This is a genomic window from Stygiolobus sp. CP859M, assembly GCF_037389975.1.
Lineage (GTDB): Archaea > Thermoproteota > Thermoprotei_A > Sulfolobales > Sulfolobaceae > Stygiolobus.
In genome coordinates this window covers 176,025-199,248 of record NZ_JBBHKS010000017.1, presented here as the reverse complement: position 1 = coordinate 199,248, position 23,224 = coordinate 176,025, and the positions used below count along the sequence as shown (strand labels likewise).

Genomic DNA, 23,224 nt, shown 5'->3' with positions numbered 1-23,224 from the left:
CAAAAAGTTTTATTGGATTACTTTTCTTAGTAGTTCTCTTTCATATATTGCACCTAATAGTTTACCCTCTCTATCTACTACGGCTATTACTGATGTCTCCGTTTCTCTGAACCTTCGAAGCACATCTATCACCTTAGTTTGCTCGCTTACAATTTCCACATCTTCTAATCCTACATCGCAAACGTTTAATCTCTCGTAGTAAGCTGGATCAATTTCTAATAAAGTAGCCGTAGTGATTACTGATATAGGTCTCATTCCCTCATTAACTACTACTAATGCTCTAACTCTCTTATCGTTCATTAAGTTTACTACTTGTCTCAAATTATCACCACATGTTACAAACACTTTTTCTTCTACTACCTCTTTTACTGGTATACCTAGATTCAATTTTTTCTTAGTCTCAGTTTTAGGTCTTCCGTACTTCAACCTAAATATGAGAGGGAAGAAGAGTGCAACGTAAGTTATAGTTAATGTTGTGAAAGAGTATTGAAATTGAGATATAAGTGTTGAAGACAATGCAGTGATCAGCAAGGAGACGTCAACTCCTCCTTTGACCGATGTTCCTATTCCGTTAAGTATTGGGTCTATGTTATGAACTTTCGCCATTAGAAAACCCGAGACGAACTTACTTGTGATGACGGCTAAGAACAAGGCTACCGATAAGAAGAGGAGTTGCGGAGTTATCCTGACAAAATATAGTCCTATACTCACGAAGAAAAGAGGCTCGAAAAAGCCGTAGGTAAAGGCATGTAATCTCTCTCTTAGATGAGGTCTGTCTGCAAAGTAGTCTCTGAGTAAAAAGCCCAAGAAAAGGGCGGCTATAGCCGAGTTGAATCCGTAAATGTCCGCAAAGAAACCTACGATAAGTATAATTGATATTATTGTTGCGAATTCTACTTCCCTAACTTTAAAATACCCCTCTACAGCTTCTAGTGTTTTCGCTATATACTTACCTGAGACGGTTATTAAGATTACAAGTAATACCGTGCCTATAAGCTGTAAGAGAGAAAGGTGGGTAATTATCGAGAACGTGAAGATCGATATGATCTCGTTTAGTACTGATTGGTTAAAGATCTTTATACCTAACTTTTCCTTCGCTATACCTATGTCTGTAAGTAGTCTTGTTAAAGGTCCTACACTAGTCATTACCAAAGGTATTACAATAACTAAATCAAACATCCCTAAATAATACAAGGTTAACGAGATCACTATTAATGGTATTATTATCTCTATTAGTGATGTTAGTAAGTCTTTTTTATCTACGTTAAATCTTTCACCTATTTCCTCAGCTCCTGCGAGGAAAAGTAAAAATACTATTCCTAACGATGCAATAAACGATACAATGTCGTTAAGTTTCACTAGGTTCAAAAGACCAGGGCCTAAGATAATTCCCATGAGTATTGGCCCTACAAATCTTACGAGGTTAAGTCTTCCAAATAGCTCTTCCATCAACTTAGCTGCTAGTAGCAATACGCCCAGATATAATAGACTGGTTACAGCGGTGTCCATAGCAAAGAACTTTTTATGCTTTACCGGTAAAAAGACTACCGATGTATGTATTTAAAGGAATTTCTGGTTACATCACGATCTTAGCCTTAATGATTCTTGAAGGGATAGGTTTTCCAATACCCAGTGAGGTTATAATGCCTTTGGTTGGCTATTTCTCGAAACTTGGTTATCTCGATATAGTTGTAGGAGTATTAATAGGGACAATCGGAAGCCTAATGGGGTCTATTGTAGATTATTATTTAGCATTAAAGCTAGGGCCAAAATTCGTAAGGAAGTTTGGAAGATACGTTATGTTTGACGAGGAGAAGGAAAGACTACTTAACATATGGTTTCAAAAGTATGGTGTAGTGGCTGTGTTTGGTTTCAGGTTTGTTCCTGAGTTTAGGGCGTTAATATCATTCCCGGCTGGATTGGCTGGGATGGATTTAGCAAAGTTTTTAATTTTCACATTTCTAGGTCATTTAATCTGGGATTCCTCGTTAACTTATGCAGGTTTTATGCTTTACCAACAAGTTGATTACGTAATCACGTTGGCCGAGAAGTTCTCAGAAGTGATACTTATAGTATTCATTATAGTAGTTATAACATATATTTTGTATAGACTTAAGTTCGCTTCCCGTTCTTAATTTGCCAATAGGCTTGGTCAAAAGCCTTATTTACTGTGTTAATCAAATCGTTAAGATTGTTTACGTTATTTAAGTTTATAATTACCGTAAAAACGTTTGTTCCTCCGTTTTTACTGGAAAAACTATCTTAGGAATTTGGTTCTCGTCTTTAAGGTAGTCCTTCAGGATATCCTTAGCTCTCTCCATAACTTTCACTCCTTCCACATCAGCATTGACATTGACTTGTAATGGATAAACTAATCCCCTTCAGTTCTCTCTAGTTTATAGAATACTGTGTTACCCAAAAAGGCTGAGTTAGGTATCTTTACTAGGTTCCCGTTAATAGTAAGAACCTCTGCAAAGAGTAGAGAGACTTTCTTTACCTCTCCTATAATGGGAGATCCCCAAATCCAAGAAATTAACGATACTGAATCACCTGGACTTAGAGTCCTGCTTGATGTAACTAAAACACCCGAAAGGAGATTTTAGGTTACTGTCTGAACCGCAAGGCCTATTACTATACCGCCTACAGCACCTCCCACCACGACACCTGTGAGGTTTACGTGAAGTGTCGTAAGTATAGCCAGAACTAATATAGTGTAGAACACTACATCTAGAGAGAATTTTATAATATTCGCTACCCCTCTTTCAAGTTTGGCAAGGAGTGTCATTGAAAGTAGTTGTTGAATCAACCTTATTACCAGATAACCTCCTATAGCAACAATAACAACGCTGATTCCAGTCTTTATGTCTGGCTCTATCTGAGATACTGTTGAAATAATTGACTTCGGTAGGTTTGGTATTAGTAAAGTTAAGATAACTCCCGTTAGATAGTAAAGTATTGCTAAAGCTACTAATATAACTAAAATTTTAATGAGCTGATTCCTCCATTGCATAAAAGTGGTTAGAGTCTACTACTAAAAAGATTAACTAGACTTAAGTCTTCTATATAATCTATAAAAAAATACTACAAGTGTTATTTGACCGAAGTCAAGAACCAATTCTGGTGGTGCTGCACCGTATTTTATATAAAAAAAGAAGGGAAGGATTATCATTTCTGGTTTCCAAATGGTATAGATTAAATAAAAATTCAGGTAATTTATTATGCTAAACGAAAGAGCAGAGGCATCGATTAATGAGTTAATCATCATGTTTTTAGATCCCCAGAACAGGACAGTGAAAACAATGAAGAACATAAGAAGGATAAAGCCGGAGAAAGACAAACCTACTGGAATTTGTAGGTCGTAATTAGGGAAATGCGTAGGTTCATCTATTGGTGCTAAAGGTCCAAAAGCTAGAGCTATGATTATAAATAATATTGTTAGTGCAATGACGTATGAATAATAATCGATAATTTTGCTAAAACTCATTCAATTTCCTCTTCTTTGAGTTTTAATAAAACTTTTCCTACCTCCTCCACTAGTTCCTTGAGGGTAACGTAAGCTTCTATAACCCTTTCTCTATTATGCCCGTAGATCGCTAAATTGTTCATGGAAATACAATAGTGAGGGAAAAGTAAGCCGTAATCACCACAGAACCTTGTAAATTTTACTTCTATATTCTGGCTGAGTTTTAGTTCCCTGAACGGTATATCAACGTGGATTTTCACTTTTTTATCATAAGTTAACACTTCATGTTTCGCCTTTCCAGTTACGATATAAAGAGCCTTTAAGAGGTTTAGTTCATCACTAGAGAATGGTAACTTAATTTCTATTTTGCGAAAAGTTAGAAGATCAGTGCTTATTGAGAAATCCGTAACTATACATTCTTTTATACTGTTAGTCCTTTTGATTGAGTTGTTTTCGACGTAGAGAACTTCTTCCTCTTTTTCGCCCTTAATTCCTGCTTTGTTACCTTTCGTAATACATATTTCTACTTTTTTCAATTATCTCTTTCAACCTCTCCCTAAATTTCTTGGGGGGTAATTTATTTTCAATTCCTTCAATTGCCATGCTTATTCCAATCTTTTCTTCCTCCATTTCAACTTGGTCAAGTAACCTCCTTAATAACTCCAAATCTATAGGTAAAAGAAAGTTAAACATATAAGGAGAAGTAAATTTTTCGATTCTTAATTCCCAATCGTTATTCAATGGTCTAGATAAGGAGTCATTGTCTAAGTGTACTACTTTAGCTTTTTTCATCACAACTGAATGGTAACCTAATTTTATTGCATTTACAGCAATATAAGACTCATTATAACTTCCTCTTAAGCTATAAGTTAGAACTCTTGTTTTCGAGTACACTTCTCTTTTAATGCTCATATTTACCCCCGCTATTGCAATACTTTTGCCGTAACCTTTCTCTCTGTCAACACTGAAACCCGTCTTTGTTAAATACGCTTTATATTCGGAGAAGGCAGGTGAATATTCATGCATGAAGTCTGTCTTTTTGAATCTCATGTATAAACTATTAGGATAATTGATCCATTTCTTTCCTATAATTTCTCCTGAAATAACTCCTACGTCTCTATTACTCTCGTGGAATTTTACGTGCTCCATAACCCAGTTTTTGTCCGGAATTGCATCATCATCGGTAGTTAATAGTATTTTTCCGTCTGCATTTTCTAAAACTAAATTCAATCCTTCCTCAAAAAGTCCTTCTTTTTGTTTTAGAAATCTTATGTTAAGAACTTTTTCGTATTCTTCAAATTCACGTGTTAAATTACCTTTATAGGTGATTAGAATATCGAAATCGTCTTCTGACTGCTGCATCAATGCCCTTAATGTTTTATGTAAAGATTTTCTTAACAAACTAGGAATTCCTACTGTTGCTTTAACCATATCTTTTAAACTTCGTTTTCACAGTATTTATTTGTGAATACTAAATTACTGGCGATTCTTTTGATAATCTCCGTGCTAGCTAATGTTTACTTAGCTTATTTATTGTCTCACGTAATGCAGACTCAATACATAGGTTATGCTAGGAATATTTCTACTAATTCTTTTGCAAGTTCTTACTCTTCAATTAATTCTCATACATCATCTTTTACACGTTCCGTAAAATTGGTCTTAACACATGATTCTCAAGTCACTTTCTCTCTAGTTAATAACGGTAACAATATAACTTATGCACTAGTAATAATAACATTAATACACGAAGGACATCATGAAGAAAAAGTAATAATCTTAACGATTCATAATGCATCTGTTACTAGTGAGTTAGATAAAGGTGTTTATAAAGTAGAAGAGGAATTCAGTGTGGTTTATTCTGGGTACTTAAATATAAGTGAAATTTCCGTTAATATTAGTGTAAGTTCGATTGATGAAGAATAGGATACATTGTTATATACACAAGATAGAATTTTTATAAGATAGATTGATTCCTGATAAGTAAAGAATTACATATAATATTAAGTAAAAACTAATGAAAAATCATCAAAAATCATTGAGAAAGATGCGCTATTTACCTATTAATATGGGTAATAAGAAAATTGCAAACATTAAATTAAAGAATACAACAATTGTTATAATAGTATATAACTTATTTCTTTCTATAGCAAATTGGATAATTCCTAAGAGTACTCTGATCACGGGAGTTGCTATTAAGATCATTAGTCCTAAATATATATAATCTAGAGGACGAAGGATAGGTAACCCTGAAGGAATTTCGTATGGCATAAAAATGGAACTGTTAACTATTGAGTTAGGAGATGCTATCTGAGTTATGCTAAATCCGTTTGAACCTTGAAAAGTAAAAAGGAAGATTATGCCTAGTACTATAAATATTGCACTTAGTACTACTCCTATTCTTAAAGCGTATCCTGTAATGTCATTAAAATCCAAACCCCATCCCTCTCATTATCATTTGTATTCCTAAAAATATCAGAATCGCTGTAAAGATATATCTTATGGATTTATTGGTAATTCTTACTAAAATTTTAGTTCCTATATAAGCTCCTATAAGAACTCCAATAGCTGTTCCAGCGGATAGGAAAGGCTGAATATACCCAAATAACCAGTAAATCGAGCTACCAGTAGCTGCTGTAACCCCTATCATAAAATTGCTAGTAGTGGTACTTACCTTCATAGGTAAGTTCATAGCCCAGTCCATACCCAGAACTTTTAACGCACCCGATCCTATTCCTAAAAGTCCTGAGATAAACCCTGCAAAAAACATTATTATTTCCCCAAGCCACCATCTTATTCCTATATATTCGACCTGCCTATTTAGGGCGGTGTCATAATATTTTCCGTATAATCCGAATACCTTAGTAGTCCAGTCCGGTTTTACGGCTTTGGGAAGTTCATATTTAGATTTAGATATCTGGACAAAAACTTGCGAGAGTAAGACTATACCGAAAACTATGTATATGATAAACTGTAAGTTGTGTGACTGACTTCCTCCCCGCCCTGGAAGGGTCGAGGGTTCCCTTCCAGAGGGCTCATCGTTCCCACCATTGATTCGGGATTACATCTCTCATTTGGTGGGCAGTTGAGTGGCTCAGAGAACCACTCCCATTTGAAAGGGGGACTTTCATTGCTAAGCTCTAGTCCCTTGAAGGAAAAGGGAGATGATGGTTGCTCCTCCCACAGTCCCATTAAGCCCTCAATCGAGCTGGGGAAGAGCGTCATTAGCGTCACTTAGAAAAATTTTGGCAAAGAAGTATTTAAATATAAGGGGCTATCCATCGCCGCCTCAGAGAGGTGAGGCTTTCTGCCCCCTTAACCCCTTTCTTTGTAAATATAGGCTGTCGTTAGGGAACCCACAATAGAACCAGAAGTAGTTGCTATCTCTAATCCCATTCCTATTCTGATATTAGTGATTCTATCTTTAATGTATGCGCTAGCAGCACCGCTAGATGTTGCTATTGTGGAAATTAAGCTAGCTCCTGAAGCATAAACTATAGGAATTCCCATGTATAAGGTATAAATAGGGACAAGAAATGTTGCTCCACCTAGGCCGGTTAATGCACCAAGAATACCAGAAAGAGCACTTATAATTACTATCGTAATAAAAAACTGTAATGGCTCTAACATACTTTAATACTCTAATCTATTGGTTTTAAGATTGTCACCTCTTATTTATATTAACACTCTTTAATTAAAATCTTATAAAAATTACAGTTTGGAATTTTAATAAAATAACGATCATAGTGACGCTTTTATGAAAATTAAGAAAAAATTTTAATTCACTAATAGGAATGTGAGTTATCGAAATGTTAGTTGAGTTATTTTTGGTTTTGCTATTCTTATCAGCGATAGTCGCAGGATTACTAGGGAGTTTGACAGGTTTGGGTGGAGGAGTAGTATTAACGCCAATATTAGTTCTATTTTTAGGCGTTCCAGTGCCTTACGCAGTAGGAACAAGCCTAATTTCTACAATATCTACTTCAGCCTCTTCAGGATCTAGGTATCTAAATGCTGGAATAGCTAATATGAGGATTGCTATATCTCTAGAAATAGCTACAACTGCTGGTGCTATAACTGGTTCATTCCTAGAATTTTTAGTTGCAAAGTATAAGTTATTTACAGTTTTGGACATAATATTCGGTATAGTTTTAATATTTTCAACTATACCTAATTTTATAAGAATGTCTAGTGAGGTTCCAGCATATGTAAGTCCAGACGGATTATCAAAATTAATGAGGTTACAAGGAGAGTATTACGACGAAGCTTTAAAACAAAAGATCCGTTATCATGGAGTAAGATATCATGTTGGGCTAGCTGGAATGTATATCGCTGGACTCGTTTCAGGATTATTAGGTATAGGCTCTGGTGCATTAAAAGTATTAGCTATGGATATTGGAATGAACCTACCTTTTAAAGTAAGTACCGCTACTAGCAGTTTTATGATTGGTGTAACAGCGGCAACTAGCTCAGGAGTATATTGGGCACTAGGTCTCATAGATCCAATAATAATCGCGGCTACCGTCCCTGGTGTATTTTTGGGTTCTTCGTTAGGAGCAAGGTATTTAAATAGATTTTTGAGTAGAAGGTTAAGGCAAATATTTACTTTAGTATTAGTAGCTCTTGGAATCCAGCTAATTTTGAGGGGGCTTGGTATTTTTGGATGAAAGGAAGGTCATAAGTTCAACACTTAGATACGGGGTTATTATATCTTCTATACTAATTGTAAGCGGAATGCTAATTTTCGTAGCGTTGCACAATAACTCCTCTGTTAACATATACGCATATAATACATCGAATATTAATGATATCTTTAACCTTAACAATCCTTTGAATATTTCTCTTTACGGTCTAATTATATTAATCTCCTTGCCTGTTCTAATAGTCGGAGAACAAATAATAATATATTCTACGGAGAGAGATAAGATCTATATACTTGTTAGTTTAGTAGTTTTCTCGTTAATGATCTTTGCGATAATTATAATGCCTAGATTGTTACATTAAGATAGGTTTTTCTTCCTTCTACTTCCCTATTTTATGTTAAATTTAATTCCTTAGTTGTTTTATTATAACGTGTGAAACTACTGGGCTCAGTAACGCTTCTCTCATTTTTGATAACCCTATCTATATTATCTACTGGAGTCTCCTCTTCAGTTGCTGAAACAATATTTTATAACGGGACTGTAATAATAAGGACTTATAATCAATCAGTAGTATATCTTCCATTGCAAAACATAACTAGATTACAGGCTAGTTCTCATTTCATATTACAGAATAATAAGGTTTTTCTAGCTAATCCCGATTCTGTTCTAAGTTATCAAGCTAAAATTAACGGAGTAATAAAGATTTCACAACCTTATAACTCCTCAATTTGTATTATACTACCTTATCAGACTGAGTTACTATACTTGTATCCAGCCCCGATATCATCTACCATAACACAAAGCGGCTTTCTAAATCTTACTTTCTATAGTTCAAATATAACTATAGTGTTTTCACCTTCTGCTTCAACTTTAAAGTATAATCAAAATACAAACGGGCTTTTTACTATGTTAGTAGTATTACTGATAATTAGCGTAACTTCCACAATAACACTTGCTTACTTATTACTCAAAAATTTTAGAAAAGAAAAAGTCCAGGAAAATCTAGATAGTGTGGAAGTAGAAATAGATAATAACAATCTAGATGAAAGAGACAAAATAGTTCTAGAAGCAATAAGACAAGGGGCAGATACTCTAGCTAAAATTAGTAAGATTACGGGCCTGCCTAGAACTACGGCCTATAGGAGGGTTAAGAAACTGATAAGTCTTGGATACGTTGAGGAAATAAGAGAGAGGAATAAAATCAGATACGTTGCAAATAAAAATGTAGGTGAGAATGATAATAATATATGAAAATACTCCAACTCGTAAATCGAAGACCAGTCACAGCTAATTCCAAAATAAGCATCAAACAAGCCGCAGAGATAATGAAAAGGGAAAGCGTAGGTTCAATAGTGATTACTGACAAAGATTATAATCCAATAGGTATAGTGACAGAGAGGGACATAATTTACGCAATAGCTGACGGGATTCCTCTAGAATCTTCAATAGACCAGATCATGAGCCAAAACCCCGTTACTGTTGATGGTGATGCTGACATAAGCGAAGCTGTGGCACTAATGAGTTCAAGAGGAATTAGGCATCTCGTAGTCCTAAATAAAGAAGGTAAAGTAGTAGGTGTGATTTCTATTAAGGACGTCGTTAAAGCTGTAGGTAGTATAGCACTTGATCTAGCCTTTTGGTAATTAGAACTATTTTTAATTAAAAATAAACTTTAACTAGAAAGGTTTTTATATTCAGAATAATTAATAATTAATAACTATGGTAAACCTAAAAGGTACTAAAACAGCTGAAAACCTTAAACACGGCTTTATGGGAGAGTCGATGGCTAACAGACGATATCTCTACTTCGCCAAGAGAGCGGATGAAGAAGGCTATCCAGAAATAGCTCAGTTATTAAGGAGTATTGCCGAGGGAGAAACAGCCCACGCTTTCGGTCACCTAGACTTCATAAGACAAGGAGGGTTAACAGATCCAGCTACTGACAAGCCCATAGGAACTTTAGAAGAGATGTTAGAATCTGCAATCGCTGGAGAAACTTACGAGTTTACCCAGATGTACCCTGGTTTTGCTAAGGTAGCGAGGGAAGAGGGATTTAATGAAGTAGCCGAGTGGTTTGAGACCCTTGCGAGAGCAGAGAAAAGCCATGCTGAAAAATTCCAGAACGTACTTAAGATATTAAAGGGAGAGCAATGAAACTGGTGTTGAACCCAGAAGACAAGTCTTTTTTTGATACTTCTTTAATCACATCAGAGTTTGTGAGACAAGCCTCTATTTGTCACGGGTGTAGGCTTTGCTTTAACTACTGTTACGCCTTTCCGAAACTTTTTAAGCTAACCGACTCCAAGGGACCCAAAAACCTGACATATGAGGATGCCGTTGATATTGCGTCTGACTGTTTCCATTGTAAAATGTGTTATACAAACTGTCCTTACACACCACCACATGAGTTTGAAATGGACTTTGCCGACTTGATGGAATGGGTTTGGTTAAGTTATAAGGGCAGAAAGCCGTTAACGCTCAGGGAATTTTTAAACGAGATGCTCGACTATACTAAGATAGGTAGAGGCTTCATTGTTAAGATGTATCCGCATAGTCGGAGGCTTATGGGAATAAGTGATGACGCACCGATGCCGGAGATGAAAAAGGAGTTATTTACTTTCATAGCAAAACCCGTGAAGGTTGAAAAACCGATAAAGAAGGTAGCCCTTTTCCACACTTGTTTAGTGGACAACTTTAACCACGAGGTCGGCGAAGCATTGCTTGAGGTTTACGGAAATCTGGGAATAGAAGTAAAGATAGTCAAGGAGTTCAAATGCTGCGGAGCACCTATGCTAGATGTAGGTGACGTGAAGAGGCTAAAGGAGAATGCCGAACATAATTATGCGTTAATGCAAAAACTTGTCAGTGAAGGCTACGATATAGTGTCCCCTATCCCAACTTGTACGTTAATGCTATCCAAGGAATACCCGTTAATACTAGGTAAGGATGAGATAAAGGTGTATGACTCGCTAGAGTATTTATTAAAGCTGGAACGTGAGGGAAAAATACAAGTAAGAGGGAAATTCCCTAAGTCTGTTTTCTACCATCCGCCGTGTCACTTGAAATATCTGAAAGTGGGTTACAGTGGGGTGAATTTAGTAAGGAGAATGGGAGCCAAGATAGAGATCTCAGACAAGGGTTGCTCTGGAATAGATGGGGGATGGGGATTGAGAAATTATGAGAAAGCTAAAAATGTAGGGAGTAAAATGATGACCGCATTTAAGGAGAGTAAGGCTGAAGTATTTATGACCGAGTGCCCACTAGCTGGGCTTCAAATTACTAAAGCGAGCGGAAGAAGACCCCTTCACCCATTAGAAGTTATAAGGGAGGCGATGAAAAATGGGTAAAATAACTCTTCATGATATAATTCCTTGGAACGAATACGCAAAGATCAGAATGGAGAGGGTTAAATTCATAGTTAAGGTAAAAAGTAGAAGAAGGATAGATTTAGGAAATAGGTTGACACTTCTTTTCGAGAACAGAGATACTGTACTACAACAAGTTCAAGAGATGGTGTATCTTGACAGGCTGGAGAAGAAAGAAGATATCGAGAGAGAAATAAAGATTTACAGTGATTTACTGCCTTGCGGAGGTAAAATAAAGGCTACTCTTTATATTAACGCCTTTGACCAAGAAGACTTGTTGAAGGTCTTTAAGGAGCTAAAGGGGATATATAACTCAGTGTTTCTGAAAGTAGGTGATAAATTAATTCAAGGAATGCCGGAAGCCGGTAGAGAGCAAGGTGAGGCTTTTAGTACGGTACAGTACTTAACTTTCGATTTAGAAGGGGCTAAAAGCGACGATATAGAGGTTCATGTAATTCACGAAAACTACCGTGTATCGAAGAAGTTAGATGTGGATTTGGATAGAGAACTTATCAAAGAGGCTTACGAGGAATGTTAAAATATTTTTATAATCTCGATTATTGAAAGACATTGGTTTAAATAAAATTTAATAATACTTATGTGTAATCTAAACTATTTTTAACTTCTACTTGTCAACATTTATATACTATTCTGAGAGAAAGGTGATTTATGAAATACGTAGTAGCTTATGACGGATCTGAGTATTCAAAAAAAGCAATATCATTTTTACCTAAAATATTAAAGAAGGAAGACGAGGTCTATTTAGTGACAGTAGTTAAAGAACCTCCTAGATCTCCAGAGCAGAAAATAATTGAGGAACGAAGTAAGGCGGAAGAAGCACAGAAGGAGGTTATGAAGGAATTATCCGATTTTAAAGTAAAGACAGATATATTAGAAAGTTTAGACGTCCCAGATGCAATAATAGAATACTGCAGTAAAATAGGGTGTGATATTATAGTTACCGCTAGTAGGGGGTTGACTGGATTAAAGAGGATAGTTCTAGGTAGCGTTTCTCAAGCTATTTTAAATAAATCTCACGTACCGGTACTGGTAATAAAGTAGTCCTCAGTCGATAAATAATATATTAAACAATATAATTTTTTATATTGTTAAACGTAAAACATTCTTTATATGGATATTCAAATTAGAACACATACGGCATTGCATATAGTGAAGGGTGCTTTGAGAAAGGTTTTGGGAACTAAGTGGACGGCAAGCACTTACGCTAACGGTAACCACGGCAGGATAACAGTCGTGTCCGAAAGAAAGCCCACAGATGAAGAAATGGAAAAGGTTTTCCAGTTGGCAAATTTCAAGGTAAATGAAAACATTCCAATAATCATAGAGGAATTATCTCGAGAAGAAGCTGAAAGGAAATACGGTGACGAGATCTACGATCTCTTCCCTGTTCCATCAGAGGTTAAAATACTAAAAATAGTCATTATCCCACCTGACTGGAATATAAACGCATGTAACAAAGAACACACTAAGTCCACTGGAGAGATAGGTAAGATCATAGGAGATAAGTGGAGGTACAGAAATACAAAAAAGTTGTTGGAGGTATCTTTTGACATAGAGTAATGAGTAATTGTCCTAAGTTTATAGTTCTTCAAAGTTAGGGTTTCCGTAAGAGATTTTAGCGTGTAGATAATTTACTAGAATTTAAATACTATATAAAATATATAGTTGACAATAGGCTATATTTTCAAATATAAACTACTAAGGTAAATATTATATTTATGTATCGACTATAGGACTTCGAAATGTCAAACAGTCCCTTTAAGAATATGGATTCTCTAAAGTTAACATTCAACCACATAAAGATATGGTATACAGCCGGAATGGGTTTTTTTACTGATGCCTATGATTTATTAGTTATATCCTTTATCTTGGCTACGTTTAATGATGCGTATAAATACTACGGAATGTCAATGCCCGGCTTCACAAATTATTTAATAGGCCCTAATAGCGCCTTTTGGACAGGTCTTCTGGGTTCATCAGCGATAATAACTGCAGTACTTGGCGAACTAATCTTCGGATTTTTAGGAGATAAATTAGGTAGGAAAGCCGTATACGGTATTGAGGCATCTTTGCTAACAATTGGTGCTTTGTTAAGTGCATTTGCATGGAACTTACCTTCGCTCATATTCTTCAGGTCTATACTGGGACTAGGAATAGGTGGAGATTATCCAATATCTGCTACAATAATGAGTGAATACGCAAACGTAAAAGATAGGGGAAAGTTAGTCGCCTTAGTCTTTGCTAACCAGGGCATAGGTTCAGTAGCTGCACTTGCTGTAGGTGTTATATCGGCCACTATATTTCCTCCCGATATAGCCTGGAGAGTAATGGCAGGAGTAGGAGCTATTCCCGCAGCAACGGTAATATATCTGAGGAGGAAAGTCCCAGAGACTCCTAGATACTCTCTTTTAGTTAAGGGTAGCACAGAAGAAGCTAAGAAGGCAGCTAAATATTTAGGAACTGATATTGAGGCAAACTCTAACGTGAGAAGCGGACATAAAGGAGTTAATGAGTTCTTATCTACTTACTGGCCCGTTCTGATAGGGACTGCCGGATCGTGGTTTTTAATCGATATAGCCCTTTATGGAACTGGTGTATACTCTTCTTCGGCTTTAGCTCCAGTGTTCGGGAGCCCGTTCCCTTCCCATGCAACCACATTATCTCTAGGCGAGTTTCAGTCCGATTTAGCTAAAGCATTGTTCTTAGGTGGAGTACCTTTCTTAGCAGGATTACCAGGCTACTTTACTGCTGTTGCTTTGTTAGATAAGCTTGGTAGAAAATTGATACAACTTCAAGGATTTATCGTTCTGGCAATAATTTATGTTGTGGTAGCTTCAGTTATGGTGGTGAAAGGGACAAAGGTAGAAGGTTTCACTATAGCTCCGACGTTAGCGTTTATCATTTACTCCTTATCTTTCTATTTCATAGATTTCGGTGCAAACACTACTACATTTGTAATCCCAGCTGAAGTTTATCCAACTAAATTTAGAACAACTGGTCATGGTATATCAGCAGCTTCTGGAAAGTTTGGTGCTGCAATAGCCACATATTTATTTCCATCATTATTAGCTGCAATAGGGATAAAGGAAATACTTATAATGCTCGCAATACTGAGCGTGATAGGAGCCATACTAACGTATGCACTTATTCCAGAGCCTAAGCTGAAACCCCTAGAGGAAGCCTCAAGGGAAAAGATAGAAGTGTCTCAGTGACTTACTTTAATTTTTTCATATAAAGTCTGTTACGCCCCGATTTATTTAGGTAAACTGAAAAGTCTCACCGAAAAACTCCTTTTCTACTCGCTCCTCATGATCCTTAAAGTTAGTAGTAATACTAGATTAACCGATATTATGTTAAAACCAGCTGTTAATAACAGCGTGATCTAAAAGTTCTTGCGATCGAATAATGGATCTTTCTTCGTATTATCATTTTTATTTTATCCTAAACTATTTCTTCTCCCTCAATAATAAGTACTCATAAGAACACTTAGTTAGTATTATTTCTTAAAAGTAAGCTCAAGGCTTAAGACAAAGGGTCTAGTTCCAGAATACATTCTCTATGTAGTTTATCCTAAAAAGAAGTCCTCAGACTACATTTGAGAAGAAGCAATGAAGATGAGTATTAGGTGATCAGTCAGGATTTACTACATAAACTGTTAAGTTTAATCTAAAAGATTTTTCTCTGTGACTCACCTCCTTATTTTTCTATCCTTTCTGGTTTCTAAATGGAAAATACATTAGTGAGCTTTTAGTTTAACGTTTTTATATTACTTTACTTAAACGTTTTATGATATGATAAAACTACATTCGGTAATTCTTTTAATACTTTTTATGTTAGATCTGTTAACATTCTTTGCCATATCTACAAATACTTATGCATCTTATGTAGGACCAGAAATTGGGAACTCACAACTTATAGGCTATTTGAACCCTCAACAACCAATATGTATAGGCATCCTCATACCGCCTAAAAATATGAATGAACTTTACTTATTAGCTCAGGAAGTAGCTTACCGTCAGATAAAGCCAATTCCTACTCCGCAATTATTTTCAATGTTTGCCCAAAAGGATAAGGAGGATCAGATAATAAAATTCTTGAATGAAAATGGTTTCCAACTTGTCTATAAGAGTCCCTTCGCCATTATAGCTGAAGGATATGTATATCAAGTAGAAGATGCGTTCCATACTAAATTAGCTCTATATAAAGATGGTAATGTTTTCTATTATATGCCTGTGACAGAACCAATAGTTCCGTCCGAATTTAGTGGTGTTATGATTCAAGGTCTAACTAACTATACTAACGTAAACTATCAACTAAACCTGATCGAGTTAGGAAAAGTAAAGGGGAATACTCTCATACCTTATATTAATTCCGCAATAGCTAACGTGACTGGGTTTAAGTATCTATCATTCGCCGCTAATATGTACACTCCTCAAGATATAGTTGGTGCTTATAACATTACACAAGGAGGAAAGAATGTAACAATAGCGATAATTGATGCTTACGGGGATCCAACAATATTACAAGACCTTGCTTTATTCGATAAGGAGTTTCATTTACCTTCAGCTAATATATCCATTACTCCAATAGGTCCTTATCATCCTATTTTCGGTTTATCTACTGGTTGGTATTTGGAGACAGCTTTAGATGTTGAAACAGCTCATTCTATAGCTCCTTTTGCACACATCGATTTGGTAGTTCCTTCAAGTGTTACGTTTATCCCTGAGGCAATAGATTATATTGTCTCTAATGATGTTGCTCAAGTAGTGTCGATGAGTTTTGGTATTCCTGAGAACGTTTTAGGTGCATCTGGACTGTTTATCGTTTCTCAGGGAACAGCTTATCCAAATACACCATATTGGGATTATTACTTCGCCTTAGGAACTGTTGAAGGAATAACCTTTCTAGCATCATCTGGCGACGAGGGTGCAACGGCAGGAGGGCTTTCAACTTATAGTGGTGTATCTTATCCAGCCACAAGTCCTTTTGTAACTGCAGTAGGAGGAACGACATTATTCGTTAACGTGACATCAGGGTATTTATCGACAGAAAATTCTACAGCAACTTACGGGTATGAAACAGCTTGGTCTTTTGATAACATGTTCTTCTTCCCGTATGCAGCTTCTGACGGAGGTTATAGCGAAATTTATCCTAAACCATGGTATCAAATAATGATCAACGGTTCAACTAGGTCAAGTCCAGATGTAGCAGCTGTTGCTAATCCCTATACTGGCGAATTAGTATATGCCTTAGGACAGCAGGTAGTAATAGGAGGTACTAGTTTATCCTCTCCTATATGGGCTGGTATTGTAGCGGATATAATATCTCAGACTCATAAGCCAATAGGGCTCTTGAATGACATACTTTACTGGATATACTCTAACTCCACATTATATCAGAAAGCTTTCCATCAAGTTACATTTGGGTTTAACGGGCTATATACTGCTCATTCAGGTTATAACTTAGTAACTGGGTTAGGGTCTCCTGATTATTACTGGTTACTTAAGGCTGTTGAATATTATGAATCGATACCAAGGCTGGACGTATCGGTCACAGCTGTGGAACCTAACGTTCAATATCCATGGTTTATGTATAATTCTACGTTCATGATTATTTCTAAGGTATCCTATCCTAATGGAACCGAGGTTACGAATGGAAGCTTTAATGCTTACATATATACGACCAAGGGATTACTTACCTCGTTACCTCTGATCTTTAACGGCTCTTACTGGGAGGCAGTATACACAATTGAACCCAGTAATCCTCCAAACATATGGTATATAGTAGTGAACGGAACAGTTGGCAAATTAAGCGGAGTCGGAGCTTATGAGATAGACATAGGTCTCTCAGTTAACATAATTTCACCGGTGCCTTTCCCCTACGGTCTATCTATACCGCCTAACTCTCCATTTTCTATCGAAGCTTGTGTGTATTATCCTAATTTAACCCCTGCCAATGTATCCTTAGAAGCTCATTTCGTTCAAAATAATGCTGTGGTATATAACGTAACGCTTTTACCTACTTCCACTCCAGGTTTATATAAAGGGGTATTTGCTGTAGTCACTCCGTCTAAAGAAGGAGTTTTTGTAATGTTTGTTAATGATACCTACGGCAGTGCATTCTCTTATGAGACCATAGGAGGGCTTAACTTGATCACTTTGATTTTTACTCCTATTGATGACGGATTTCCATCAATTTCACCGAGTCAGAACGTTACCATATTAGCTTTTACATATGATCAATTTGGATTAGGTATATTCACAAGTAACGTAACGGCATATATATACTCGCCTAAGGGGAATTTAGTTGGTAAAGTGAACCTAACACCTGCAACTGAAGCAACCCAGTTCGGCGTCTACAATTTGTTTGGTTTCCAAGAGGGTAATTTTACTGTCCCAGTGAATGCTTCACCAGGTTTCTATAGAGTAGTAGTAGGGTTTTATAACGGGTCTATAGGCTTAGAAGAGATGAATTACACTACTTACTTCTATGTTTCCCCCTCAACTGCATCTGTAGATGTTAAAAGCGTAGGTCAAGTATTCGAAGGCCAATACATAAAAGTCTATGCTAATATAACTTATCCTAACGGAACCGAGATAACTACTGGTATATTTACAGCTACACTAATACCATATCAGAACGAGAATCAACAGATCTTTTTAGAGTCTGAAAACGAGGTTCCACTTCAATATAACTCTACATTAAAAGAGTGGGTGGGTTTACTTAGAGTGCCGGGAGGTATAAATGCTACTGTATATACTGGGAACTCTATATACTCTCTAGCTGGTCCTTGGAAAATAGCTATATCCGGGGCAAGCTATAATGGGTACAACTCTCTATCTTATGGAGGGTATGTTCAGGTTGAACCTTATGTTTATTTGCCATCACTAAATCTAGGCTCATCAAAAATAATGTATTTACCGTTGATAACTGAAGTAAATGGTACTTATGAGATTCAAGGAGTTTATATTCCAGCTATAAATCTCTCAAACGGAAAATATATGATACAGAATTCAATAATAGGTTCCCTAGTATCTCAGAACTCAACTGTGATTATAGAGGGATCAACAATATCAACTCTTACTTCTTTAAATTCTAATTTAGAGTTAATAAATACGAAAATAGAGAATAATCAGGTAGGAATATACTCAATGGGTTCTAATATAACGTTAAGTTCGGTAACTTTTGAGAATATAAATCTAGCTCTGAAATACGTAAATAGCAGTATAGTTACATCCGGTACGAGTTTTATAAATGTTAGTAAAATAAGCAACTTCCCAACGCCTCAACTTTCCTACCCTAATCAAATCACCTATCCTACGTCCTACATATTGGCTAATATAACCAATTATAACACCTCTGTGTTGAAAATCATAAAAGTTCTAGTGGATGGTAAACCGGTGAACTTTAGTGTAAGTCAGGGAATTAACGGAGTAGAAGTTAAGATACCGTTTAACTCAACCGAGATGCCTTCTGGAGTGAATGCTGTCTCACTCAAGGTTTATAATGGTATGTATTACGATCTTTCCTTTAGTGTAGATAATCAATATCCGTTCCAGAGTTTATCGTCATCAGTAGCTTCTTCGGTAAGTTCAACTAGAACATTAGCGTTATCGTTAGGTTTGGTAGCTATAATCTTGTCCGTTTTAGCTATAATTATAACCTTTAGGAAGGGAGGTGGTAAAAGTGGTAAATGAAATGAGAAAATTCTTTGTTTCATTTTTAGTTTTTCTTATAGTTTTTTCTCCTACATATTACTCTCTAAATAGTGTAAATATTCATGAAAATACCTTTACAATCTCTAGGCCTCAACTCTTTTATAACATCACCTCGCCTATCCTTAAAGGGTTTACAGATCCTAAGTATTACTCCTTCCAGGCCTACGAGGTAAAGCCTCCTAACGTTACACCAGTTATAATTCATGTAGCCACCAATGCAATATTTAATAACACTGGTTTGACGCCAGAGAACTTCACCATTAATGTTCCTAATGGTAGTTATAGCATGGTTATAATGAACGTGAGTATTTCGGAAAGTAACGGTACTCAATACGATAGGCAGGTTTACATATTTATTAATGGTGTCCCTATATTTTGGGGCTCTACTCAAGAGATCAATAATTCTACCGCTTCTGTAGACTTAACCATGTTTGAGAACTTATTAGTGGGCAGAAATGTTACGTTTCAAGCCGTTATAGAGAACTTCTATGATGCTAAGCTAAACATAACGGGTGTTTACCATCTTAATATCACTCTATTATTGTATCCCGGTATCGAACCTAAGGGCTTACCTAATATGTTTATCCCTCTCTTCGTGTCTAAGTACAACTACTCTTATATCACTCTCAATCCTTTAAACCCCTCCACTAGCCAAATAGTTAATATTCCTAACGGAACATATATGATGAAACTACTGATTTATGAAGAAGGAGGAGGGCTTGACGAATTCTGGTACACCAATGAGCCTGCTACGAGAAGTATTGAAGTATATTACAATGGTAGCCTTGTCGGTGTGGTAAACCCGTACCAAACTATCTATACTGGAGGAATAGATCTATTCTGGTGGAAACCTATGCCATCCATTAATACATTAGCATTTCATACACCTTATATAATCGACCTTACTCCTATGTTAGCTCTAGGTAATAAGGGTGTTATTACGGTTCATGTCACAAATCTGAGGGAGGCATTACAGATCACTGGGTCTACTGCTTTTGATTGGGATATTGCAGGCGTATTAATGCTATGGGTTAACACTTCTAATCCACTTATCTCAGGCAAGTTGTTAACGAGCTATACAAGATACGTAGACTCTACGCCCATATTTACTGCTGGGTTCTCAGGAATATATTATCAAGAGGTAGGGAACTACCTCGTAAATTACTCGGCAGTTTTGAAGTTTAAGAGCGGTACTGAATATTCTCTAGTAACACAAGAAGGAAGGTTTACTGCATATCAGACTTTTAATAATATATATGAGAAAGCATATCTAGATGAAACGTTTAGCGAATATTCACTAGAAAGCGGGTTAGTAAACTCCTCAATGGTCATAAGAGGCAACTATCCTATACTGTTACAATTCTCAGCATTTGAAACCCCAATATCCAATCCCAATGTAATTCCTTACAACTTGACTTATATTCAGAACGGTACACTATCATTAGGATTATATTACTACTTTAGTACCTCCTATTCTTCGAGTAATAATACTATGTGGATCAAAGAAAATGAGACAAGTATAGGAGGGTTCAGTGGCATCTTAGAGATTATAAACAAATATGGTGGGGCAATACTAGTAAGCCTTACATCTAATAATGCCCTAACTGAAAAGAGCCTTACCGCCGAGTTCCTAGTTAACGGTGAAGGCTATAAAGAGTTATTTAACGCTGAAGCTTCGCAAAACAGTACCACTAATTTAGCTGGCTACTACATTAAGATCTCAGTGAACTATATTCCGATTAGCTAATTTTTCCCTACTAACGTTTTTTGTCTGTTTTGATAAACTTAAAACTGTAGAATAGAGATTTTTCTTATGTCAAAGATTTCTCAAATAGAGCCTATATTATTAGCTCATCCCGAAAAAGGGAGTGCCACATGGGCTTCAGTAATGATACTTGTAAGGGTAGTGACCTCAGATGGAATGATAGGATATGGTGAAGCTGTCCCTACACTTAGAGTTATTAACGTATATAATACTATAAAACAAGTAGCTAAGGGTTATATAGGAAAAGAAGCAGAGGAGCCTGAGAAAAATTACCATGAGTGGTACAAACAAGACTTCTACTTAGCGAGATCTTTTGAGTCAGCTACAGCTACCAGTGCAATAGATCAGGCTCTATGGGATATACTGGGGAAAGAACTAGGAGCCCCTATATACAAATTACTTGGCGGTAAGGTGAGGGACAAAATACCAGTGTACGCTAACGGTTGGTATCAAGATGCGGTATATCCTGAAGATTTTGCTGAAAAGGCTAAAAGAGTAGTGAACATGGGATATAAAGCATTGAAATTTGATCCTTTCGGTCCTTATTATGACTGGATTGACGAAAAAGGATTGAAGGAAGCCGAAGCTAAGGTAAGAGCTGTAAGAGAAACAGTTGGTGATCAAGTGGATATACTAATCGAACATCACGGACGTTTTAATGCTAATAGTGCAATAGCTATAGCAAAAAGGCTCGAAAAATACAGTCCAGTTTTTATGGAAGAGCCGGTTCACCACGAGGATATAGAGGGTTTGAGAAAATATAAGTCTGTTGTGACTTCGCTCAAAGTAGCACTAGGTGAAAGATTAGTGAGTCTTAAGGAGGCAATGTTTTACATTGGTGAAAGATTGGTAGATATAATACAGCCCGACCTCTGCAATATCGGTGGGATTACTGTAGGTAAAAAGGTTGTAAGTCTTGCTGAGGCTAATGACGTTGAAGTGGCTTTTCATAATGCATTCGGTTCTGTCCAAAACGCTTATTCCTTACAGTTAAGTGCAACTGTTAAAAACTTGTATTTACTGGAAAACTTTTACGATTGGTTCCCTCAGTGGAAGAGAGATATAATATATGATGAGACTAAGGTCGATAACGGACATGTAAAAATTCCTGAGAAACCTGGAATAGGTGTCTCTATAAATGAAAAAGCGATTGAGAGTATACAAGTAGAGCCTAGAGAATTGGATGTTGTAGATGAACCAGTTTGGGTAGTGAAAGGTACATGGAAGCATTTCAGTTAAAAATGTTTTTAAGCTAAAACTGATTTTTCATTTCTTTTACAGTCCGTTTAGTTCATAAATTGTTTTATCCTGACCTATAAATATTCTTTTTATTTCATCTTCATTTATGTACAATATTCCCGCAGACTGACCGTGGTATACACTAGAGAACACTGTTATTATCTTTTTATCTATATCGATCCTAAATCCGTCTACTGCCTCGTGCCCTCTTATAATCCCCTTAAGACCTGTTTGTGACAAGAACTGGTCCACTACTTTTTTCCCGAAGTAGTAAATTCCCTCACCTCTTATGTTTGGCACAAATGTGAGCTCTTCTAATCCTTCTCTTGGATCATTCCAAAGCAACTGCATTGCTATAGTATCCGAAGGTTCAGTATCTGGGTAAGGCAATTTTTTAATATCATCTACGCTATTAATACCTAAGACTAGATTTCCGTCACTATCAACTTTAGACGGTAAACCTCCATGAACACAAAAATATCCGTTAACTACGGCTGCGTAAGGCATGTAAGAGAAGAAGTCTTTGAATTTTTCATACACACTCTCGTCACCAAACTTTTGCTTCACTTCATCATAGAAGCCGTAATAATAGTTTGTAATTGGGCTCTCGTGATTTCCGCGTAAAACCAGAACCTTTTTACCATCCGTTTGAACCATTTTTTCTAATATAAGTTGTAAATTTTCAACACCTAGAGGCGGGTATCTATCTACATAATCGCCTAGGAATACCATTAGATCTACTTTATCGTAAAAGTTGTCAAAGGCGTATTTAGTAATATCAATTGCACCGTGTGTGTCACCTATGAATACAACTTTTTGTGCTTTAAACTCTCCTAAGAATGTTCCATACTGCTTGAATATGTCCTTAGCTTTTTCAAGCAATTCGAAAATGTTCTCTTGTTCTTCCACTTTTTGTTGTTCGTTTGACATACTATATGATTTGTATTAAGTGTATTTTAAAGGTTTAAGGAGTCTTATTATAGATGGAATAAAAGTCGAAAAATTAATATTTT

General features: G+C 36.3%; 23 protein-coding genes and 3 pseudogenes. 15 read left to right on the top strand and 11 right to left on the bottom strand.

Going from position 1 to position 23,224, the window contains the following annotated elements; genetic code table 11:
• Window positions 1-9: 9 nt before the first annotated feature.
• The gene (locus WIW72_RS08075; protein ID WP_337700088.1) at window positions 10-1,509 is read right to left on the bottom strand and encodes a cation:proton antiporter domain-containing protein; all 1,500 of its coding nucleotides are present in this window, start codon (window positions 1,507-1,509) and stop codon (window positions 10-12) included.
• A 41-nt stretch (window positions 1,510-1,550) separates the two neighbouring features.
• Here WIW72_RS08075 and WIW72_RS08070 point away from each other — a divergent pair, with 41 nt between their 5' ends.
• Window positions 1,551-2,135, top strand: coding sequence for a DedA family protein (locus WIW72_RS08070; RefSeq protein ID WP_337700090.1), 585 nt, complete (start codon window positions 1,551-1,553; stop codon window positions 2,133-2,135).
• Window positions 2,136-2,371: 236 nt separating this feature from the next.
• Here the strand turns inward: WIW72_RS08070 and WIW72_RS08065 are convergent.
• From WIW72_RS08065 to WIW72_RS08045, 5 genes and pseudogenes are all read right to left on the bottom strand, one after another.
• A pseudogene (locus WIW72_RS08065) lies at window positions 2,372-2,539 on the bottom strand (mechanosensitive ion channel domain-containing protein); the annotation flags it as partial.
• A gap of 60 nt (window positions 2,540-2,599) precedes the next feature.
• A complete protein-coding gene (locus WIW72_RS08060) occupies window positions 2,600-3,010 on the bottom strand; it encodes a hypothetical protein (protein ID WP_337700092.1) in 411 nt (136 codons plus the stop codon).
• Window positions 3,011-3,040: 30 nt separating this feature from the next.
• Complete coding sequence (locus WIW72_RS08055) at window positions 3,041-3,484, bottom strand: hypothetical protein (RefSeq protein ID WP_337700094.1); 444 nt, start codon at window positions 3,482-3,484, stop codon at window positions 3,041-3,043.
• Window positions 3,481-3,999, bottom strand: coding sequence for a hypothetical protein (locus WIW72_RS08050; RefSeq protein ID WP_337700096.1), 519 nt, complete (start codon window positions 3,997-3,999; stop codon window positions 3,481-3,483). Before WIW72_RS08050 ends, WIW72_RS08055 begins: the two co-directional genes overlap by 4 nt.
• Window positions 3,965-4,894: a glycosyltransferase gene (locus tag WIW72_RS08045; RefSeq protein ID WP_337700098.1), complete on the bottom strand. Its 930-nt coding sequence runs from the start codon at window positions 4,892-4,894 to the stop codon at window positions 3,965-3,967. The genes WIW72_RS08050 and WIW72_RS08045 overlap by 35 nt, the downstream gene beginning before the upstream one ends.
• 33 nt (window positions 4,895-4,927) lie before the next feature.
• Between WIW72_RS08045 and WIW72_RS08040 the strand changes: the two genes are divergently transcribed.
• On the top strand, window positions 4,928-5,386 hold the full coding sequence (locus WIW72_RS08040; RefSeq protein WP_337700100.1) for a hypothetical protein: 459 nt from the start codon (window positions 4,928-4,930) through the stop codon (window positions 5,384-5,386).
• Window positions 5,387-5,512: 126 nt separating this feature from the next.
• Here the strand turns inward: WIW72_RS08040 and WIW72_RS08035 are convergent, their stop codons facing one another.
• From WIW72_RS08035 to WIW72_RS08020, 4 genes and pseudogenes are all read right to left on the bottom strand, one after another.
• On the bottom strand, window positions 5,513-5,896 hold the full coding sequence (locus WIW72_RS08035; protein WP_337700101.1) for a DUF1634 domain-containing protein: 384 nt from the start codon (window positions 5,894-5,896) through the stop codon (window positions 5,513-5,515).
• Window positions 5,886-6,446: pseudogene (locus WIW72_RS08030) on the bottom strand (sulfite exporter TauE/SafE family protein); the annotation flags it as partial. The pseudogene WIW72_RS08030 and the gene WIW72_RS08035, both read right to left, overlap by 11 nt.
• The gene (locus tag WIW72_RS08025) at window positions 6,416-6,694 is read right to left on the bottom strand and encodes a hypothetical protein (protein ID WP_337700104.1); all 279 of its coding nucleotides are present in this window, start codon (window positions 6,692-6,694) and stop codon (window positions 6,416-6,418) included. The pseudogene WIW72_RS08030 and the gene WIW72_RS08025, both read right to left, overlap by 31 nt.
• 96 nt (window positions 6,695-6,790) lie before the next feature.
• Window positions 6,791-7,090 (bottom strand): annotated as a pseudogene (locus tag WIW72_RS08020) (TSUP family transporter); the annotation flags it as partial.
• A 179-nt stretch (window positions 7,091-7,269) separates the two neighbouring features.
• Here WIW72_RS08020 and WIW72_RS08015 point away from each other — a divergent pair.
• From WIW72_RS08015 to WIW72_RS07955, 13 genes are all read left to right on the top strand, one after another.
• Window positions 7,270-8,127, top strand: a complete 858-nt coding sequence (locus WIW72_RS08015; protein WP_337700106.1) for a sulfite exporter TauE/SafE family protein — start codon at window positions 7,270-7,272, stop codon at window positions 8,125-8,127.
• Window positions 8,120-8,464, top strand: a complete 345-nt coding sequence (locus WIW72_RS08010) for a DUF1634 domain-containing protein (RefSeq protein ID WP_337700108.1) — start codon at window positions 8,120-8,122, stop codon at window positions 8,462-8,464. The genes WIW72_RS08015 and WIW72_RS08010 overlap by 8 nt, the downstream gene beginning before the upstream one ends.
• Before the next feature lie 71 nt (window positions 8,465-8,535).
• The gene (locus WIW72_RS08005) at window positions 8,536-9,354 is read left to right on the top strand and encodes a helix-turn-helix transcriptional regulator (protein ID WP_337700110.1); all 819 of its coding nucleotides are present in this window, start codon (window positions 8,536-8,538) and stop codon (window positions 9,352-9,354) included.
• Window positions 9,351-9,746 carry a CBS domain-containing protein gene (locus WIW72_RS08000; protein WP_337700112.1) on the top strand — a complete coding sequence of 132 codons (396 nt, stop codon included), beginning with the start codon at window positions 9,351-9,353 and terminating at the stop codon, window positions 9,744-9,746. The genes WIW72_RS08005 and WIW72_RS08000 overlap by 4 nt, the downstream gene beginning before the upstream one ends.
• A 76-nt stretch (window positions 9,747-9,822) precedes the next feature.
• Window positions 9,823-10,257, top strand: coding sequence for a rubrerythrin family protein (locus WIW72_RS07995; protein WP_337700114.1), 435 nt, complete (start codon window positions 9,823-9,825; stop codon window positions 10,255-10,257).
• On the top strand, window positions 10,254-11,450 hold the full coding sequence (locus WIW72_RS07990; RefSeq protein WP_337700116.1) for a heterodisulfide reductase-related iron-sulfur binding cluster: 1,197 nt from the start codon (window positions 10,254-10,256) through the stop codon (window positions 11,448-11,450). The genes WIW72_RS07995 and WIW72_RS07990 overlap by 4 nt, the downstream gene beginning before the upstream one ends.
• Entirely contained in the window at window positions 11,443-12,006 is a 564-nt protein-coding gene (locus tag WIW72_RS07985) for a DUF3501 family protein (protein WP_337700118.1), read from the top strand. The genes WIW72_RS07990 and WIW72_RS07985 overlap by 8 nt, the downstream gene beginning before the upstream one ends.
• Window positions 12,007-12,137: 131 nt before the next feature.
• The gene (locus tag WIW72_RS07980) at window positions 12,138-12,530 is read left to right on the top strand and encodes a universal stress protein (protein ID WP_337700120.1); all 393 of its coding nucleotides are present in this window, start codon (window positions 12,138-12,140) and stop codon (window positions 12,528-12,530) included.
• Between the two features lie 69 nt (window positions 12,531-12,599).
• Window positions 12,600-13,049 (top strand): alanyl-tRNA editing protein, encoded by a 450-nt coding sequence (locus tag WIW72_RS07975; protein WP_337700122.1) that lies wholly within the window; start codon window positions 12,600-12,602, stop codon window positions 13,047-13,049.
• Window positions 13,050-13,231: 182 nt separating this feature from the next.
• A complete protein-coding gene (locus WIW72_RS07970) occupies window positions 13,232-14,701 on the top strand; it encodes an MFS transporter (protein ID WP_337721074.1) in 1,470 nt (489 codons plus the stop codon).
• Between the two features lie 579 nt (window positions 14,702-15,280).
• Window positions 15,281-19,186, top strand: coding sequence for a protease pro-enzyme activation domain-containing protein (locus WIW72_RS07965; RefSeq protein ID WP_337721340.1), 3,906 nt, complete (start codon window positions 15,281-15,283; stop codon window positions 19,184-19,186).
• Window position 19,187: 1 nt separating this feature from the next.
• Window positions 19,188-20,954, top strand: coding sequence for a peptide-N4-asparagine amidase (locus WIW72_RS07960; protein WP_337700522.1), 1,767 nt, complete (start codon window positions 19,188-19,190; stop codon window positions 20,952-20,954).
• Between the two features lie 51 nt (window positions 20,955-21,005).
• A complete protein-coding gene (locus tag WIW72_RS07955) occupies window positions 21,006-22,211 on the top strand; it encodes a mandelate racemase/muconate lactonizing enzyme family protein (RefSeq protein ID WP_337700524.1) in 1,206 nt (401 codons plus the stop codon).
• Window positions 22,212-22,247: 36 nt separating this feature from the next.
• On the opposite strand, the gene WIW72_RS07950 is transcribed toward WIW72_RS07955, so the two are convergent.
• The gene (locus tag WIW72_RS07950; protein ID WP_337700128.1) at window positions 22,248-23,141 is read right to left on the bottom strand and encodes a metallophosphoesterase; all 894 of its coding nucleotides are present in this window, start codon (window positions 23,139-23,141) and stop codon (window positions 22,248-22,250) included.
• Window positions 23,142-23,224: the final 83 nt, after the last annotated feature.